At 60.8% G+C, this 14,705-nt stretch carries 15 protein-coding genes; 4 read left to right on the top strand and 11 right to left on the bottom strand.

Translation table 11 applies throughout. From position 1 onward, the window contains the following. Window positions 1-2: 2 nt before the first annotated feature. The 3 genes from rpoZ to BLU11_RS16150 all read right to left on the bottom strand — a co-directional run bounded on the left by rpoZ (window position 3) and on the right by BLU11_RS16150 (window position 2,276). Window positions 3-260, bottom strand: coding sequence for a DNA-directed RNA polymerase subunit omega (gene rpoZ / locus BLU11_RS16160; protein ID WP_090275144.1), 258 nt, complete (start codon window positions 258-260; stop codon window positions 3-5). Window positions 261-326: 66 nt separating this feature from the next. Next, on the bottom strand, window positions 327-950 hold the full coding sequence (gmk, locus tag BLU11_RS16155) for a guanylate kinase (protein WP_090275142.1): 624 nt from the start codon (window positions 948-950) through the stop codon (window positions 327-329). 66 nt (window positions 951-1,016) lie between these two features. Further along, entirely contained in the window at window positions 1,017-2,276 is a 1,260-nt protein-coding gene (locus tag BLU11_RS16150) for an MFS transporter (RefSeq protein WP_090275139.1), read from the bottom strand. A gap of 303 nt (window positions 2,277-2,579) precedes the next feature. Here BLU11_RS16150 and BLU11_RS16145 point away from each other — a divergent pair, with 303 nt between their 5' ends. Beyond that, entirely contained in the window at window positions 2,580-2,924 is a 345-nt protein-coding gene (locus BLU11_RS16145; RefSeq protein ID WP_090275138.1) for a DMT family transporter, read from the top strand. A gap of 69 nt (window positions 2,925-2,993) precedes the next feature. Here BLU11_RS16145 and BLU11_RS16140 read toward each other — a convergent pair whose 3' ends face one another. Then, a complete protein-coding gene (locus BLU11_RS16140) occupies window positions 2,994-4,970 on the bottom strand; it encodes a TonB-dependent receptor domain-containing protein (protein WP_157718706.1) in 1,977 nt (658 codons plus the stop codon). A gap of 108 nt (window positions 4,971-5,078) precedes the next feature. Next, window positions 5,079-5,945, bottom strand: a complete 867-nt coding sequence (locus BLU11_RS16135; protein WP_090275137.1) for a YicC/YloC family endoribonuclease — start codon at window positions 5,943-5,945, stop codon at window positions 5,079-5,081. A 142-nt stretch (window positions 5,946-6,087) separates the two neighbouring features. Between BLU11_RS16135 and rph the strand changes: the two genes are divergently transcribed. The 3 genes from rph to BLU11_RS16120 all read left to right on the top strand — a co-directional run bounded on the left by rph (window position 6,088) and on the right by BLU11_RS16120 (window position 8,315). Further along, a complete protein-coding gene (gene rph, locus BLU11_RS16130) occupies window positions 6,088-6,807 on the top strand; it encodes a ribonuclease PH (protein WP_090275135.1) in 720 nt (239 codons plus the stop codon). A 75-nt stretch (window positions 6,808-6,882) separates the two neighbouring features. Continuing rightward, window positions 6,883-7,260, top strand: a complete 378-nt coding sequence (locus BLU11_RS16125; protein ID WP_090275133.1) for a DUF4870 domain-containing protein — start codon at window positions 6,883-6,885, stop codon at window positions 7,258-7,260. Window positions 7,261-7,457: 197 nt separating this feature from the next. Continuing rightward, window positions 7,458-8,315 (top strand): AMP-binding protein, encoded by an 858-nt coding sequence (locus BLU11_RS16120; RefSeq protein ID WP_090275130.1) that lies wholly within the window; start codon window positions 7,458-7,460, stop codon window positions 8,313-8,315. A gap of 21 nt (window positions 8,316-8,336) precedes the next feature. Here BLU11_RS16120 and BLU11_RS16115 read toward each other — a convergent pair whose 3' ends face one another. The 6 genes from BLU11_RS16115 to BLU11_RS16090 form a co-directional block, all read right to left on the bottom strand. Then, window positions 8,337-9,290, bottom strand: coding sequence for an ABC transporter substrate-binding protein (locus BLU11_RS16115; protein WP_090275128.1), 954 nt, complete (start codon window positions 9,288-9,290; stop codon window positions 8,337-8,339). Window positions 9,291-9,365: 75 nt separating this feature from the next. Beyond that, the gene (locus tag BLU11_RS16110; protein WP_090275127.1) at window positions 9,366-10,166 is read right to left on the bottom strand and encodes an ABC transporter ATP-binding protein; all 801 of its coding nucleotides are present in this window, start codon (window positions 10,164-10,166) and stop codon (window positions 9,366-9,368) included. Next, entirely contained in the window at window positions 10,166-11,212 is a 1,047-nt protein-coding gene (locus BLU11_RS16105) for a FecCD family ABC transporter permease (RefSeq protein ID WP_269433209.1), read from the bottom strand. The genes BLU11_RS16110 and BLU11_RS16105 overlap by 1 nt, the downstream gene beginning before the upstream one ends. Next, window positions 11,212-12,249 carry a FecCD family ABC transporter permease gene (locus tag BLU11_RS16100; protein WP_090275125.1) on the bottom strand — a complete coding sequence of 346 codons (1,038 nt, stop codon included), beginning with the start codon at window positions 12,247-12,249 and terminating at the stop codon, window positions 11,212-11,214. The genes BLU11_RS16105 and BLU11_RS16100 overlap by 1 nt, the downstream gene beginning before the upstream one ends. Before the next feature lie 295 nt (window positions 12,250-12,544). Continuing rightward, on the bottom strand, window positions 12,545-13,705 hold the full coding sequence (locus tag BLU11_RS16095) for a cytochrome P450 (RefSeq protein WP_090275123.1): 1,161 nt from the start codon (window positions 13,703-13,705) through the stop codon (window positions 12,545-12,547). A 181-nt stretch (window positions 13,706-13,886) separates the two neighbouring features. Then, window positions 13,887-14,666, bottom strand: a complete 780-nt coding sequence (locus tag BLU11_RS16090; protein WP_090275120.1) for an exodeoxyribonuclease III — start codon at window positions 14,664-14,666, stop codon at window positions 13,887-13,889. Between the last annotated feature and the right edge of the window lie 39 nt (window positions 14,667-14,705).

Below are 14,705 nucleotides of genomic sequence, written 5' to 3'. Positions count from 1 at the left end.
GCTTATTCCGGCAGTTCGGTTTCCAGCGAGTACAGCGGTTCCTGCTGATCCTGCAGGGCTTCTTCCGCCATGATCTCATAGGAGATCAAGTTTTCAGCGATTTCACGCAGAGCGACAACGGTGGGTTTGTCGTTATCCCATGCAACTTTGGGTTCTTTACCGCCAGTAGCAATCTGACGCGAACGCTTGGTGGCCAGCATGACCAGCTCAAAGCGGTTGTCTACATTTTCCAGGCAGTCTTCAACAGTGACGCGGGCCATGGTGTACTCCGAACGGCAGATAAATTGGGTAAAAACGCGGGACCGAACAGTTTACCTGTTAGCGGCTCAGTCTGACAACAGCGCGGTGAGCAGCTGGCTGTTGAGGTTCTGCTGATGTGCCAGGCTCAGACGGCCGGAGCGCAGGATGGATTTCATATCGTCCAGGGCCGTATGGAAATCGTCATTGATGACAATATAGTCGTATTCCACATAATGGCTCATCTCATCAACGGCCTGGGTCATGCGCCCGGCAATGGTGTCATCGCTATCCTGGCCACGGTTGCTCAAACGGTCCTGCAGGGCAGCTCGGCTGGGTGGCAGGATGAAAATGGAGCGGGCCTGGGGCAGGGCGCGGCGTACCTGTTGAGCACCCTGCCAGTCGATTTCCAGAATCAGGTCATGACCCGCGGCCAGGGTGCGCTCAACCGTACTCTGAGAAGTGCCATACAGATTGCCGAAGACCTCCGCGTGTTCCAGAAAGTCGCCTTTGCCCACCTGCTCGAGAAACTCTTCACGGCAGGTGAAGTGATAATTGACGCCGTCCGTCTCGCCGGGGCGCATGGCACGAGTGGTATGGGATACCGATACCCGCAGGGTGTCGATCTGTTCGATCAGCGCCTTGACCAGGCTGGTCTTGCCCGCACCGGATGGGGCGGAAACGATGTATAGGGTACCGGTGGCTTGGGTCATGGGTGATATTCCTGATGGGGTCTGCGGCGTGGCGGGATTATAAAGCCATTGGGCGACGGCGTCATTTCATCGGGTGTCCGACTGGCGCTCGGGCGACGCATCCTCGAAGCGGTCGACCTGACGCAGCGGTCGGAAGGCCGCGGCCCAGCCAGCTACCACGCCAAGCGTGCAGAGCGCGCCGATCAGCGCGGCGGGCACGGCGCCGAACCAGGCGGCACTGGTACCGGCGCGGAAGTTGCCCAGCTCGTTGGACGAGCCGATGAACAACATATTGACCGCATTGACTCGGCCGCGCATGGCATCCGGGGTGGAGAACTGGATCAGCGCCGAGCGGATATACACGCTGACCATATCGGCCGCACCGGCCACCAGCAGCGCGGCAAAGGACAGCCAGAACAGCGTCGATAGGGCGAATACCACATTGGCCACACCGAAGATCGCCACGGCAATGAACATGGTGCTGCCGACATTGCGGTTGAACGGCTTGGCACTCAAGTACAGACCAACGCAGATCTCGCCGACCGCCATGGCGCTGCGCAGAATACCCAGCCCTTCAGGACCGACGTGCAGCACATCGCTGGCATAGATCGGCAGCAGCGCGACCACGCCGCCGAGCAGCACGGCGAACAGATCCAGGGAAATGGTGCCGAGAATGATGGGCCGCGTACGGATGAAATGCAGCCCGGCAGTGAAACGCTTCCAGCCTGAGGTTTCGGTGATCTGCATCGTCTCGGCATAGAGCACCGGCACCCGGCTGAGCAGTAATAGCCCGCCGGCGAAGCACACCAGGCATATCGCATAGGTCAGCTCGCCGCCCCCGATCGCATAGAGCACGCCACCCAGTACCGGGCCGAGGATGGTCGCGGTACGCATGATGGTGCTGTTGGCGGCGATGGCCTGGGCTAACTGATCACGCGGTACGATCTGCGGCAGCAGACTCTGCAACGCCGGCCCGATAAACGCCCGGGAACAGCCATACAGCACCAGCGCGCCATAGAACCAGACAAGATTGGGCTCATCGAGGGTGGATAGCCAGAGCAGAATGCCGCTGCATAGTGCTGCGCCCAGCCAGCTCAGGCTGAGAATCAGCTTCCGGCTGTAACGATCGATCAGATCGCCCGCCGGCATCAACAGAAACAGCATCGGCAGAAACTGCGCCAGCCCGACCCAGGCCAGCGACAGCGGATCACCGGTGATCTCATAAATCTGCCAGGCCACCACGATAGCCTGGATCTGCATGGCGAATACGGCTAGCAGGCGAGCGATGACAAAGGGCATGAAGCCCGGCTGACGATAGACGTTCAAGCGGCTGGCAGAGAGGGACAAGGCGACATCTTCGGTGCGGAATGGATAAGCCAGCCATAATAGCAGTCCTGATACCAGGCGTCAGCGCGGAGATCGTCGGGTTGCCGAGCGCCTGCTCGATGACAGGTGTGTCCCGACCATTCCCGGGCGTAGCGCAGGCGCGCTACACCCCGAGGACCGCATCCGGGATACTGCCGCGCAGTAAACAACGGATGGATAAGAGTTGTGGAAAAGCACGGGCGTGCTGCCTGGGAGCGCATTTCAATCATGGATTATTTCAGGTAGCTTGCTGGTCAGTCTCTCTATTGGAATAAGGCGCAGCACATGAGCACCAACTGGATCCTGCTGATCATCGGCGGCCTGTTCGAAACCGGATTTGCCATCAGCCTCGGCAAGGCCCAGCAGGCCAGCGGCAAACCCTTCGCTTTCTGGCTCCTGACGTTTGCGGTGTGCGTCACGATCAGCATGTACCTGTTGTTCAAGGCCATGGGCGGTGACAAAGCCATTCCGGTGGGCACCGCCTATGCCGTCTGGGGGGCGATCGGCGCCTTTGGCACCGTGGTTGCGGGTGTCCTGTTGTTCGACGAGCCGGTGACCTTCTGGCGCCTGTTCTTTCTCACCAGTCTGGTGCTGTCGGTGGTGGGGTTGCAGATGGTGAGTTCTTCGTAGGCGAGGCGCTTTCCATCCCTGGGATGGTCGAGCACCGGCTCGACCATGCGGCGCAAGCGCCGCCTCAGCCTACAGCCGGTAGCTCACCCCCACATAGGCCGTTCGCCCCAGCAGAATATGATCCAGCGACCGAGCGACATCATCGCGCTTGGTATTGGTCAGATTGGTGACACCGAATTTGAAGCCGAGCTCCCTGGTGGCTTGCAGATTGGCACCCAGTTCCAGGGTATGAAACGCATCGGACTTCGAGTCGCCCACCGACGGTACCGCGAGCATCTGGCTGCCGGTGTATTGATAGCCGACGAAAGTCTGCAGCCGCGGCTGGGCCTGCCATTGCAGTCGGGCGTTGCCGCTGTGCCTGGGGGTTTGCACTAGTTCGTCGCCGGTTTCCTTGTCCTCGGCATCGGCCAGGGTGTAATTGGCGGTCAGATCCAAGCTGCCGGTCAGGCTAATACCGGAGGCCAATTCCAGGCCCCGGATTCGCGCCTCGTGGACATTGGTGTAAGTCATGATCGGCGGCCGGTAGTCGGGCCCCCACTGATCGCTGACGATCATGTCCTTGATATCGTTATGAAACAGGGTGATGCCGGCATGCCAGCGTACGGCTTCGTACAGCGTGCCGATCTCGTAACTGGTCGATGTTTCAGGTTTCAGACTCGGGTTGCCGACCACCACACAGGCGCCGCGGCAGGCGACCACCGCATAATCTTCCTCGGATTGGGCAATGCTTGGCGCCTTGAAAGCTTTGCCGACGCCGCCCTTGATGACCCAATTGTCGCTCAGGTTGTATACCGCATAGGCGCGCGGACTGAACTCGGTACCGTAGACATCATGGTGATCCACCCGGCCACCCAGGGTCAGATTGACCTCGCCGAGGGAAAGCTCGTCCTGCAGATAGGCGGCGCTCTGATCCACCTTGACCTCCCCGCCCTGCAGGTTGAGATTGTGCTCCAGTTCGGTGCGGCGGTATTCCGCGCCGCCAGTCAGCAGGTGACTGCCAAGCAGGCCGCTGAGCTGGCCGTCGAGGGTATGGTTGTTCTGGGTGATATCACCGATGCGTCCGCCATTGGCCGCGACGGTCAATTCGGAATCATCCATCAGCTCGACATGCTCATAGTAATAGCGCGCGCGGCTGGTGAAACCATTCCAGCGCCCGTCATGACTCAGGCCAGCCGCGGTGCGCTGCATCCGCTGCTGATTGACCGGAGTGGAGAAGCCGGCGTTGTTCCACAGCGCATCGCGTTCATCTTCGTTGTAGCTCAGGTCGAGGTTCAGTTGCTGGCGTTCATCGAGTAGCCAGGTGAGATTGCTCAGCACGCTGCCGATCTTCTGTCGCTCGCGCGAATCGGTATCCGGATTGGTGTTCTGGCTGCTTTGCCAGGCGGCCTGATCACGGCCTTCGAGGATCAGGTTGGCGAGCAGCCTGTCATCGATCAGCGTGCCGCTGGAGTAGGTGCTGAGCTTATGGGTGTCCCCGTGATCACCCTTCGTCGGTTGCGCATAGGTGTAGGCCACTGCCGCCTCGGTGCGCCGGGTCGGCTGGCGCAGGACGACGTTGACGACACCACCGAGGGCATCTGCGCCATAGAGCGAAGACATGGGCCCACGGATCACCTCAATGCGTTCGATGGCTGCTATCGGAATGGCCGACAGGTCGAAATCATTGGCATAGGACGAACTCAGCGCGTCGCGCGAGTTGATACGGCGCCCGTTTACCAGCAATAGCGTGTAATCCGAATCCATGCCGCGGATCTTGATTTCCTGGCGGCCGTAAACCGAAGCCGGATTGATCTGTACCCCGGGCAAAATGCTCACCGCATCGGCCAGATTATTCACCTGTCGTTGCTGCAACTGCGCGCGGCTGATAACGGAAACGCTGGCCGGTGCGCTGAGCTGGCTGTGTTCGGTCTGGGTGGCGGATATCACCATGCTATCCAATGCGACCGGGTTGTCGGCCAGGGTCAGGCTGGGCAGAGCGACCAGACCGACGGACAGCAAGGTGCGTGATAGCGGGGCAAGACAGGGAATTGCGCGAAGTATCGTCATGCTGAGTCCTTTGCATGGATGGGCAAAGGACTATTAAAGATGATAATGATTATCGATAGCAATCGCTGCGTGAAGATTTTATTTATTTGTGAGGTGTGTCACACGACATCACTCAATATTCTGCACCTGTTCCCTCATCTGCTCGATATACACCTTCAGATCCACTGCCGTCTGGGTGCTGCGGGCGTCGATGGCCTTGGAGCCGAGGGTGTTGGCTTCGCGGTTGAATTCCTGCATCAGGAAGTCCAGTCGGCGGCCCATGGCGGCTTTGCCATTCAGTACGTGGCGGGTTTCGGTGATGTGGGTGTCGATGCGGTCGAGTTCCTCGGCGACGTCGATCTTCTGTGCCAGCATCACCAGTTCCTGTTCGATGCGTGTGACGTCCAGTTCCAGTTGAGCTTCGTTGAATCGGTCGATGAGTTTCTGCCGGTGGGCGGCGAGCAGCGTAGGCATCATCTCGCGCAGGGTGATGACGCGTTCGGCCATACTGTCCAGACGCTCTTCGATCAGCGCGCGCAGTTCGGCGCCTTCCCGGGCGCGGTGTTGCTTGAGTTCATCCAGAGCCTGGTTGAACAGGGTGTCAGCTTGCTTCAGCAGGTCGGGCTGGTTCTGCTCACTGCCACCGAGCACGCCGGGCCAGGCCAGCAGTTCCAGCGGGTTGATCGGTGAGGGATTATCCAGTTGGCTGCGGATTCGGCCAGCGGCCTCGATGAGCTGGTCGAGCAGGGGCTGGTTGAGACTTAAATCCGGATGGGCGTCGGTGACGGGATTGAAGCGCAAGGTGCATTCCACCTTGCCGCGGGCCAGCTGCTTACGCAGACGCTCACGCAGCGGGCCTTCCAGATCACGGAAGGCGTCGGGCAGGCGCAGGGTGGCCTCCAGGTAACGATGGTTGACCGAGCGCAGCTCCCACGCCAGGTTGCCCTGATCGGTGCTGAGTTCGCTGCGGGCAAAGGCCGTCATGCTGAATACCATGGGTCCACTCCAGATTGTCTAATTATTGATCGGCGGCGGGCATTGTACTCCGCCAGTCGGCTTGGGGGTACAGGCTGCTGTTGTACCACCGGACAGGCTCCGTATAATCGCCGCACACACATGCAGTACAAGGAATTGGATAATGATACGACCCAGCGGCCGCGCAGCAGACCAGATGCGTCAGGTGACTCTGACCCGCCAATATACCAAGCATGCCGAAGGTTCGGTGTTGGTCGAGTTCGGCGATACCAAGGTGATCTGTACTGCCAGTGTGGAAGGCGGCGTTCCGCGTTTCCTGCGTGGCACCGGCCAGGGTTGGATCACCGCCGAATACGGCATGTTGCCGCGGGCGACCGGCGAGCGCATGCAGCGCGAAGCCAGCAAGGGCAAGCAGGGTGGACGCACTTTGGAGATTCAGCGGTTGATCGGCCGTTCGCTGCGCGCAGCGGTAGACCTCAAGACGCTGGGCGAGAACACCATCTATATCGACTGCGACGTGATCCAGGCTGACGGCGGCACCCGTACCGCATCCATCACCGGTGCTTGCGTGGCACTGGTCGATGCGCTGCGTTCAATGAAGAAGCGCGGCGCAATCAAGCGGGTACCAGCCGTGCAGATGATCGCGGCGATCTCGGTGGGTATCTATCAGGGCGTGCCGGTGCTGGATCTGGATTACCCGGAAGATTCCGCCGCTGACACCGACCTGAACGTGGTGATGACCGACAAGGGCGGCTTTATCGAGGTGCAGGGCACCGCCGAGGCTGCGCCTTTCACTCCGCAGGAGCTGAACGCGATGCTGGAGCTGGCTACGGCGGGGATCAATGATCTGTTTGCTGCGCAGCTGGAGGCGCTGGCGGACTGAATGGTTCAGCCAAGCCCAAAGTGTTCGGCTATCCTGATATCAGGTCATCCATCGATACTATGAGGAGCACCGAGCATGATTGATGAAGAGCCTCGCATTGAGACGCTGGAGCCCGGTTCAGATGCGCGCCTGTGGGCGATGATTGCCCATCTGGCCGGGTTTCTCGGCTATTTCATTCCGGTGGTTGGCAGCCTGATCGGCCCGTTGATCATCTGGCAGATAAAAAAGGATCTGCATCCCTTCGTCGATGATCAAGGCAAGGAAGCGCTCAACTTTCAGATCACCGTGGCAATTGCGGTGGTCGTTTGCCTATTGCTGATGATTGTGGCGATCGGCTTTCTGCTGATCTGGGTGGTGGGCATTGGTGCGATCGTGCTGATGATCATTGCTGCCATCAAGGCCAACGAGGGTGTTGCCTACCGTTACCCGTTCTGCCTGCGTCTGATCAAATAGTGCAAGGTCGGCCACCGATCGGTGGCCGGCTCCTTTCCTGACACCCCTTCTTGATTCCTCCCGCATTACGGGTCCGCGCCGGGACTCAGTATAAAAATCGTCGATTCGGATTGACGCTGCCGTAGCTAGCGATTACCTTCTTTCATAGTTATTGTTAATAATTCTCATTTGTACTTGAGCGAGCTACAGGGGGTATTATGCGCCGCTTCGACGATTCATCCAGTGATTCGACACTCGGTTCGCATCTGCGCGCAGTCTGCCAGCGCCAGGCTGGACTGGCTGCGTTGGGTTGTGATGGCGAGCAGCGAAGCTACGGTTGGCTGGCAGCCCGCGCCGCGTACATGGCTGATCGACTGACCGAGCACGGGGTGCGCTCCGGAGATCGGGTGGGCGTATGTCTGGAACGTTCGGCTGAGTTGGTAGTGATGCTGCTGGCCTGTATTCGGTCCGGCGTCTGCTTCGTACCGCTGGAACCAACGCTGCCGTTGCCGAGGCTGCGGTCCATGGCGCGTCGAGTGAATGTCCAGCTGGTGGTGATGGGCGCGCCCCTGAGAGATGCCTTTCCGATGCCGGTGCTCGGCCTGCGACCGGGGCTGGGAAACGGTGACAACTGGCCTGAGCAGAATAAGCAACTGGCTGTCTGCCTGTTACCGGCGGAAGTCACCGGGCGGGGTGATCTGCAGCTCAGTCACCAGGAACTGGCCGGTTATCTGCAGCGCATCACCCAACGGGCGCAGGCCTGCGCCGGAACCCGCTGGTTGGCGGCCAGCGCGCTGACCGATGAGGCGGCGTTGCTGGAGATACTGGGGCCGTTGTGGGTGGGCGGTTATATTGAAATCACGCCGACTGTCTTGCACAACCGGCCGGGTGAACTGGCCGCGCTACTGCAGCGCCGGCAGGATATCAACACGCTGCAGGGCGACGTGAGCTTCTGGGAACGGCTGCTTAAGACCGGCTGGCGCGGCCATTGCGGATTCCAGGCGTTATGCGCGGGTGCCGAACTGGGCCGGCGCCGGCTGGAACGTCTGTGGTTGCCGCCGGCCCGGTCTTCCTGAGCGAGCCGGGTGTGGCAGGGATCAGCGGGTAGCGGCGACGGCAGTGGCGTTCTCTTCACTGCCCAGAATCATGGTTTCGATATCTTCGATCAGCTGAAGCGCCGCCAGCGGCCCGCCGGTGGAGGTCCATACGGAGCCATCGACGGCGCTGTAATGACCGGCTTTGGTCGCTTCCAGCTGCTGGAACATGGGCGTTTGCTCCGCTTGGCGCATGGCGTCCACCGCGTCGCCCGTGGTAGCCAGAGTACCGATGACCAGCCAATCTGCATCCAGCATAGCCAGTGATTCCAGGCTCAGAGACATGGAGTGGGTGGTGCCGGGCTCCTGTTGATGGGCCGGGCGCACCAGTCCCAGATCATGGGCAACTGTGCTGGAGAAGGAATCCTTGAGCATGTAGGCCGGCCCCTTGGGATTCCAGCGAGTGATACTGATCGTCTCGCCCTGGTGCTCGCTCAGTTTTTCACGACCCTCGGCGGTGCGAGCTTTATAGCGTTCCAGCAACGCTTGGCCTTCAGCTTCGCGGTTGAGGATATTGGCGACGCGCAGCGTGGCATCCATCCAGTATTCGCCCAGCGCGTAGGACACCGCAGTCGGGGCGATTTCATTGAGAATCGCCAGCTGCTCGGGCTTCTGCGGACCGGTAAGAATCAGGTCTGGCTGCAGTTCCAGCAGGGCCTCCAGATTGGGATTGTTGAGGATGCCGACCGAGCGGGTCTGCGCCGGAACGCGGCCTTCGAGATAGCGCGGCGGTGCAGCCTGGCCGCGGCCGTCGGTGGTGCCCACTGGCTCGATGCCGAGGGCCAGTGCGACATCCAGATCCAGCTCACTGAGGGTCACGATACGCTTCGGATCGGCGGGCACGGTCAGTTGATTACCCTGAGCGTCTTCGATCTGGCGGGTGTCGGCCAGCGCACCGAAACTGGTCAGGCCTGCCAGCAGAAGTAAGATGGCGCTGCGATAGATTGATTTGGTCATGGGGGATCCTGGAGAAGTAGGAAGGTGGGCAACGATATCACTTTATGGTAACGATTCTCATTAATAGAAAGTTTGTCACAGGTTTGCAGCGGCATCACGGTTACGTCGGCGTGGCACTATTACGGGCGCCCCGTCATCCGGTGCTGCGAGAATATCCACGTTGGTGTTGTACAACCGGTCCACCAGCGCCTTGGTGATGACCTCGCGTGCCGGGCCCATGGCGGCGATACGCCCTCCATCCAGGGCGATCAGCTCATCACAATAGCGGGCCGCCATGCCCAGATCATGAATGACGATCAACACCGTGCGGTCTTCAGTGGTGATCTGGCGGATGGACTCCATCACCTCGGTCTGCAGGCCAATATCCAGTGCGCTGGTGGGCTCGTCGAGCAGAATCAGGCCGGTATTCTGCGCCAGTATCATCCCCAACCAGGCGCGTTGGGCCTGGCCGCCTGACAGTGAGGAGGCGATGCGCTGCCAGATCGGGCCGAGCTGCATGATGTCGCGGGCGCGCGCCACTTCACGGGCGTCTTCTGCGCTCCACTGATTGAACCAGCCTTGATGCGGATGGCGGCCATACTGCACCAGTTGTTCGACCCGGATACCTTCAGCCATGACCGGGCGCTGCGGCAGAAAGGCCATCTGCCGGGCCAAGGCCTTGGTCGAGAACCTGGTCAGCGCCTGCCCATGAATATCCACCTCGCCCTGCTGCAGAGGCAACTGCCCGGCCAGAAGCTTGAGCAGGGTGGATTTGCCACTGCCGTTCGGGCCGACGATGCCGATCAGCTTGCCCCGTGGCAGGCTGAAGGAGACATCCTGCAGCACCGGTTTGTCGTGATAGCCAAATTGCAGATTGCGTGCGTGCAGAACTGTCATCAGTCGGACCACTGTCTGTCTTTTATCAGAAGGAAGAGCAACAGGAAGCCGCCCAGGATGCGGGTCATGATGCCGGTGGGTATTTCGTTGGGCTGGGCCAGTATCCGCACCAGAATATCGCTGCCCATCAGCATTACCGCCCCGCACAGGGCAGCCAGCCAGATTGGCGCCAGGTTGTCGCGGGTCAGCCAGGACGCCAGGATGGGCGCAGCCATGGCCACGAAAATCACCGGGCCGCCGATGGCCGTGCCCAGCGAGGCCACCAGGATCGCCAGCCCCAGTATGCCCAATTGCACCAGTGGCACATTGACGCCCAGACTGCGCGCCGTGGCATCGCCGAACCGCAGCAGCGCCAGCGGCCGATTGATCAGCGCCATCAGCGGGCACAGAGCCAGAAGGATCAATGTGATGGGGTGGATGGTCTGGTAGCTGACGTGGGCAAAATGGCCCATGGTCCACAGATAAACGCTACCCAGGTGAGTCAGCGGCTGGGTGGACATGACGAACTGGCCGAGGGCGTTGAACAGTTCGGAAATAGCGATGCCGATGATGATGAACAGATAACCCTGTTCTCCCGGCCGACGGCACAGCACGAACAGGGCCACCGCCGCCAGCGCTGCACCCAGCGGCGAGGCCCACCAGGGCCAGTTGCCGAGAGTGAGATAGATGGCGAATATGATCACCGCCAGCGAGGCGCCCTCATTGACGCCGACCATGTCCGGGGTCGCCAATCGGTTGCGCACCAGCGTCTGGATCAGACAGCCAGCCATGCCCATCGCCAATCCGGCCACCACCACGCCGGTGACGCGCGGCAGGCGGATTTTGTACACCATGATTTCATGCAGCTTGCTGCCCTGGCCGGCGAAGGTGGCGATGACCTCGCGCATACCCATGTTGGCCGAGCCGAGACTCACCGACAGTACGAACAGCACCAGCAGGATCACCAGCATCACCAGCGTCATCAACCAGGTACGCCGGTGTAACAGCACGGTGGCACTGCCCAGCTGCAGACGCCATACGCCGGAAGGAATACTCGTATTCATCATCACTTCACCGTCAGCAGCGAGCGGAAGCCGCCGCGCAGCACGATGGCGATCAGCGCGGGCGCGCCGATCACCGCCAGCAGCGTACCCACCGGCATCTCGAAGGGCTGGATCGCCCAGCGAGCCAGGATGTCGGCGGCGAGCAGGAACAGCATGCCGAACAGGGCGGAGAACAACATCTGCGGCATCAGCTTCACCGGCTCCACCAGCCGAGCGCAGTAGGCGGCGAGGAAGCCGACAAAACCGATCGGGCCGGCCAGGGAGATGGCGCAGGCGGTGAATAGCGTAGAGGCGACCAGCACACCGATGCGTACCCGCGTGGTATGGATGCCCAGCGATTTGGCCTGAGCATCACCCATCTGCATCAGAGTCAGCTGCCGGCACAACATGACTGCCAGCGCCAGGGCGACCAGCACCACCGGTGTGATCAGGCGCACGGCATCCAGTTCCGAGGCGGACAGCGAGCCCAGATTCCAGAAGCGAAACTGTTCCAGCGCCGTCTGGTTGGCCAGCAGCAGGTAATTCGACAGGCCGCCAAACACGGCGCTGAGCGCCACCCCGGCGAGAATCAGTTTCAGCGGGCTGGCCTGGCCCAGCATCAGACCGATGCCCAGCACGATCAGATTGCCGAGCAGGGCACCGGCGCTCGACCACAGCAGATAGCCCTGAGTCGACTCGATACCGAAATAGATCAGGCCGACCACCAGTCCCATTACCGCCCCGGCATTGACGCCCAGCAAACCCGGTTCGGCCAGCGGGTTGCGGGTGGCGCTCTGCAGCAGGCTGGCGGCGATTGCCAGACTGGCGCCCACCACCAGGGCCGCGAGCGTGCGCGGCAGGCGCAGGGTATTGATGATCATGGCCAGCTTGTCATCGGCCAGCAGCGCCGCATCACCGCGAAAATAACCCAGCACCTCCGACGCGCCGTAGACGCCCGCGCCGGTAGCCAGCGACAGCATAAGCAATACTGTCAGAAGCGCCGCGCCGGATGCCAGCACGGCCCATTGCTGGGCGGGGAGAGGGGTTGCGAACTTTACCATTGCTTTGATAGGTGAATCCTCAGCTGTACCGGCGCAGCCGGTGGAGGCTGTAATACGGGTTATAACTGCAGCCGGCCATGGCTCATGAATGACTGCAAAGGAAAGCGGCATACTTCCACTTGGCTGTCATGCAATTCGCAACTGTGGTTAACAGGTCATGACTATCGGCGACAGTCTCATTACGGTAATGGGAATCGATATCAATCGCATGATACGCCTCTTGGCAGCGACTGTCGCGCCGAGGCGCCCGATAGCCGGGCGACAATCTGTCGCGCCCGGCTCAGGGATGGGAGGCTCAGCGCAGGCGCAGTGGCAGGCTGGCGTAACCGCTGGAAGGATAAGTGGCGAGGGTAGCGGGTTGCTCGGCGATCAGTTGCAAGCTGCTGCTGTGCTGCAGCAGGCTGCGCATGATGATCACCAACTCCATGCGCGCCAGTGGCGCCCCCGGGCAGACATGAACACCGGCGCCGTACAGCAGATTCAGTGAAGGGTCGCGTTCCAGGGAAAAGCGCTCCGGGTCGGCAAAAATATCAGGGTCACGGTTGGCGGCGAGCCAGTTGATGGTGATGCGTTGCCCGGCCTCGATCTGCCGTCCGCCCAGCTTCACCGGGCAGGTAGCGCGCCGGCGATTGTCGACCAGCGGGCCATGAAGGCGCAGGATTTCATCGTTGGCCTGCCAGAGCAGTTCGGGATCGTCGCGCAGCTGCTGCTGTACTTCGGGGTTGGCCGCCAGGAACTGCGTCAGAATCCCAACCGAGGCGGCGATTGTGCCGACTTCGCCAACCGTCCAGTTGCGCAGGATGCTGGCGATCTCCTGATCGCTCAGCGGCCGGCCATTGATCTGTTCCTGCATCAGCGCCGAGGTGACATCGGCATCGGCATCGGCACTGGTGCCGGCTCGACGACGAGTGTGCAGCAGATCGGCGATCAACGCGTCGAACTCTTCGGCCAACGCGGCGAGGATCGCCCGATCTCGGGCCAGCGTCGCCTCGGCATTGCGGCTGGCCCAACTCAACAAGTTGTCCTGCAGCTTCAGTGGCCAGCCCATGAAGGCGCACTGGATACGCAGGGCGAAGGGCTGGGCGAAATCCGCCATCAGCTCGATATGGTCCTGCTGCAGGGTGCTGCCCGCCAGATCCTCGGCAATCTCCCGGCAAATCGGCTCGAATTCGGCCATGCGTTCGGCGTTGAAATAGGGTTCGATGATCTTTCGATAAGGCGTATGTTCCGGCGGGTCCATGCCGTTGGGGACGGAAATATGCCGCGACACCCGGTTGCTGAAGGTGTCATTGTCCAGCAGGACGCGGGTGACATCCCTGTGGCGGAAGACGCTCCAGCCAGCATAGTCGCTGTGGGCGACGGGGCAGCGCTGGCGCATTTCATCATAGGCGGCGCGCTGATCACGGAGGGTGGTTGCGGATCGGGGGTCCCAATCCTGTTGCAGCTGTTTGGGCATAAGGCGACACCAGGCAAACGGGCATTCGCCGCCAGACGACAACGAAATAGCGTTTGTATAAGAAAGAGTGGTAATAACTGGCGTTGAGTTTAGCAGTGAGAGGGCGATCAATAATTGATCAATATCAAAAGCGGCAGTGAAGAAGAGGAAGCGGGCGCCTGATGGCAGCGCCCGCGGACAATCAGATACTCAGCACCCAGTCGTAGTCGATAATGACCGGGGCATGCTCCGAGAAGCGCACCTTGCGCGGAATGGCGGCGTGCTTCACGAAACGGCGCAAGCCGGGTGTGAGAATCTGGTAGTCCAGACGCAAGCCGAGATTCAGATCCTGGGCCTGCTCGCTATCTGGCCACCAGCTGTACAGATCGGACTCGCGGGTGACTTCGCGCAGGGCGTCGACATAACCCAGGGTGCCGAAGATCTCATCCATCCAGGCCCGTTCCGGTGCCATGAAACCGGGCTGATGCTGGCAGTCGCGCCAGTTTTTCACGTCCAGCTTCAGGTGCGCCGTATGCAGCGAGCCGCAATAGATGAACTCGCGGCGTTTGCGGCGCTGCTTGGTCAGATAGGTGGTGAAGTCATTCATGAACTTGAATTTCTGGTTCAGGCTGGCATCGCCGTCGCGGCCTGAAGGCAGCAGCAGACAGCCGATGCTGACCTTGTCGAAATCCGCCTGGATATAGCGCCCGTAACGATCAGCCAGCTCGAAGCCGAGCCCCATGATGATCGCCTTGGGTGCGGTCTTGGTATAAATGGCTACGCCGCCCTGGCTGGGCACTTCTGCCTCGAAGCAATACTGCCAGTAACCGTCGATCCAATAGGGATCCTGTTCCAGCTCGGGAGCGGTGACGCGTATGTCCTGAAGGCAGATAACGTCCGCATCCTGCGTGCGCAGCCAGTCAAACAGACCCCGAGCCGCCGCGGCCTCGACACCGTTGACATTAAGACTGATGATTCGCATACATGGCTCCCCCAATTTCGTGCGTGTATGATACCCGAG

Origin of the sequence: Halopseudomonas litoralis, from assembly GCF_900105005.1 — a bacterium.
Classification (GTDB): Bacteria; Pseudomonadota; Gammaproteobacteria; order Pseudomonadales; family Pseudomonadaceae; genus Halopseudomonas; species Halopseudomonas litoralis.
This window is presented reverse-complemented; position numbering and strand designations above follow the sequence as displayed.